Origin of the sequence: Blautia glucerasea, assembly GCF_013304385.1 — a bacterium.
In the GTDB taxonomy this organism is placed as follows: Bacteria; Bacillota; Clostridia; order Lachnospirales; family Lachnospiraceae; genus Blautia_A; species Blautia_A ammoniilytica.
The window spans coordinates 1-3,429 of record NZ_JAAITU010000089.1; the positions used below are offsets into that span (position 1 = coordinate 1).

The following is a 3,429-nucleotide window of genomic DNA, read 5'->3' on the forward strand; positions in this document are numbered from 1 at the left end:
AAATGTAAAACGAATAGTAAGATTAGAAGAGCTGGCTATGGAGTAAGCCATAGCTTTTTTGTGCTTTTTCTAAAAAAAAATTGAAAAAATATAAAAGAAAAACTTCCACTTAAGAAAAAATGGAAGTTTTTCAGTGCCCTTATCATAATGGGCTTTCTTCCATTCAGACTTGATGTACATATCATTATCTGTTGGTGCCCTCCAGATATTTAATTCCATCGGGTGGTTCAGATATTCCCGACCTGCAAATTTCATCTCTGTAAAAAGTGCAGTCCGTCGGTCGATTGTATATGCGAATTCACGACCTTTGATATGAATCTGTGTATCATCTTCACTCACCTGTAATTCAGAATCCGTCACTGTTTTTTCAACCCATTTTTCTGCTAACTGGCATTTGGCATCCTTCTGGCTTACTTCGATCTCATCAAATCCAAGGATATGGTCTTCATCCAACAGTGGCAATTCTTTTTTCAGATGGTAAATAAGTTTTAAATAACATTTCCCACTCTCTGGCACATTGATTTTAAGGTTTATTTTTCCTTCACTGTGTGGTGCTGCTGAAACTTCTGGGAGTTTACCTTTGCTGATTACAAGCCCGTCCTGTGTCAGTTCATAACTGATCTTCACATAATCTTTCAAGTCATCAAAATCCATGTAGTTATGAAGCACCAGTTCTCCGCTTTCTTTGTCATAGGAAATAACCCTTGCCGGGCGATAAACATTCTTGTATTCCAAAAGTCCTGTATGTACCGTTCTGTCCGGATATACTAATCCATCCATACAGAAGTTGCCATCATGAATTTCTTCGCCATGGTCGCCCCCATAAGCATATATAGTCTTTCCATTCTCAGCAGTTCCATGAGCAATCGCATGGTCACACCATTCCCAGACAAAGCCGCCGCACATTTTATCATTATCCTGAATCATCTGGAAGTAATCTTCAAAATCTCCAGGTCCGTTTCCCATGCTGTGACAGTACTCTACCAAAAGGAAGGGTTTGCTTCCATCTTTATCCAGATATTCCTGAATTTCAGAAAGCGCTGGGTACATCCGGCTGTACACATCCAGATTGCTGTAATCATATGTTTCATCATAATTACGGTATCTTGCACTCTCATATTGTGTGATACGGTCTGGATCAAAATTCTTTGTCCATTCCAGTGCTTTTTCAAAGTTGCAGCCATAAGCACTCTCATTTCCCATTGACCACATAACAATACAGAAACGGTTTTTGTCACGTTCCACCATGAGTTTTACGCGATCAACGATTGCCTCTTCCCATACCGGATCATCTGCAATCTTCTCATTCCATCGTTTGAACCGATTGTAATCAGTGTCTTCTTTTCTGTAGATCATAAATGGACCATGAGCTTCAATATCTGCTTCATCTATTACCATGAATCCATACTTGTCACACATTTCATAGAAAAATGGTGCGTTCGGATAGTGGCTGGATCGGATCGCATTAAAATTATGCTGCTTCATTAACGTAAGATCGGTTGTAATCTGTTCCAGACTGATTGTAAATCCAGTAACCGGATCGGAATCATGTCGATTGACACCACGGAATTTAATCTTCTGTCCATTTAGGTAAATGACCTGGTCTTTAATCTCTATCTTTCTTAATGCAATGTGATCTACAATTACTTCATTCTCTGTTTCAAGAATCAGTTTATATAGATATGGATTTTCTGTATTCCAAAGTTCCGGACTTGCAATTTCTAATACAGCTGTTCCTTCTTCAGCAATACTTCCTAGTGCTACAACTGCTCCGTTTCTATCTTCAATCGAAATTTTTACATTTAAGGGAAAGTAGAATTTCATTTCAATTTCTACTTTTGCAAGCATATCCTCAATTCTTGTTTTAATATGATAATCACTGATTGCCTGTTTTGGGCGTTTCAAAATGTACACATCCCGGAAAATACCACTCATACGGAATTTGTCCTGATCTTCCAAATAGGAACCATCACACCATTTCATTACCAACACTGCCACCGTATTCGTTCCATCCTGAAGTACATCGGTAACATCAAACTCACTGGTCATATGTGAAACCTGGCTGTATCCTATGTAAGAGCCATTGATCCATACATAAAAGCAGCTGTCTACTCCTTCAAAGTTCAAAAAAGCTTTTGATGCTTTCTCATCTCTGCTGTACTCAAAATTATGTACATAAGCTCCACACGGAATATCCTGTGGCACATATGGTGGATCAAACGGAAACGGATACCGGATGTTTGTATACTGGTGTGTATCATATCCTGCCATCTGCCATACACTTGGAACCTGAATCTCATCAAAATTTTCTGTATCATAATTCTTCTCAAAGAAAGAATCCTGAATGTCATAGATACTGTTAAAATACTGGAATTTCCAAGTTCCATTCAATAACTGCATACGATCTGATTCTTCTCTGTGTTCCACCAAGTTATCCATTCTTTTGGATGCTGGAATATAATAGGCTCTGGCTGGCATTGTGTTTTCGTGCAGTACGCTTAGATTTTCATAATAACGTGGTACGATCATAAACAACTCTCCTCCAATACATATACTTTTTTGTTCTTTGTTTCCCTAAAGCAAACCTTATACTTTACTTTTTTGTTTACGTTCCTTAGTTATGCTATATATAGCTTATCCTAATCCGCAAAATATGTCTATGAATTGAATTAGACAAAATATGCACTAAATGATACAATGATAAAAAGTGCGAAAAGAGGTGCTGTCCTATGTATTTGAACACCGGTTATTTGAACCACTCACATATGGATTTCAAAGACAAAAGTCGTCCGCTGATTGTAGGTAGCTGTGGTACTTACCGTCTTTCCAGACATCCCAAACTTCCTACCTACCGTCCAAGGGGTCGTCTGGATTATCAGATTATATATATCACTGCTGGTTGTGGGCATTTTCATTTTGATAATGTAAATAACGAAACGATTGTTCCAGCCGGCAACATTGTACTGTACAGACCGAAAGAACTTCAGAAATATGAATATTACGGAGAAGATAAGACAGAAGTATACTGGATTCACTTCACAGGAAGCAATGTGAAAAATATCTTACATCAATATGGGTTTCCGGATAAAGAACGTGTCTTTCAAGTGGGTACATCTAATGAATATGAACAAATTTTCAAACGTATCATTATCGAGCTCCAACGCTGTCAAGATAATTATGAGGAAATGCTTGTCCTTTTGCTACGTCATCTTCTGATCAGTTTCCACCGGGAACTGACAAGAGAGCACATATTAAAAAATGAATATCTTGATCATGAGATGGATAATGCTGTTACCTTTTTCAGTGAAAACTACAATCAAAATATCAATATTGATGATTATGCTGCCTCACGAGGCATGAGTGTCAGCTGGTTTGAGTGTGTGAAACTTTTTCTGTAAATAGCTAATAACAGCAAGGTCTTCTATGGTA

Annotated in this window: 2 pseudogenes; one reads left to right on the top strand and one right to left on the bottom strand. The window is 37.9% G+C overall.

Features of this window, described 5'->3' with window-relative positions:
- Positions 1–138 precede the first annotated feature (138 nt).
- A pseudogene (locus G5B11_RS18305) lies at positions 139–2,529 on the bottom strand (glycoside hydrolase family 2 TIM barrel-domain containing protein); the annotation flags it as partial.
- A 200-nt stretch (positions 2,530–2,729) separates the two neighbouring features.
- Between G5B11_RS18305 and G5B11_RS18310 the strand changes: the two are divergent.
- Positions 2,730–3,374, top strand: a pseudogene (locus G5B11_RS18310) (AraC family ligand binding domain-containing protein); the annotation flags it as partial.
- Between the last annotated feature and the right edge of the window lie 55 nt (positions 3,375–3,429).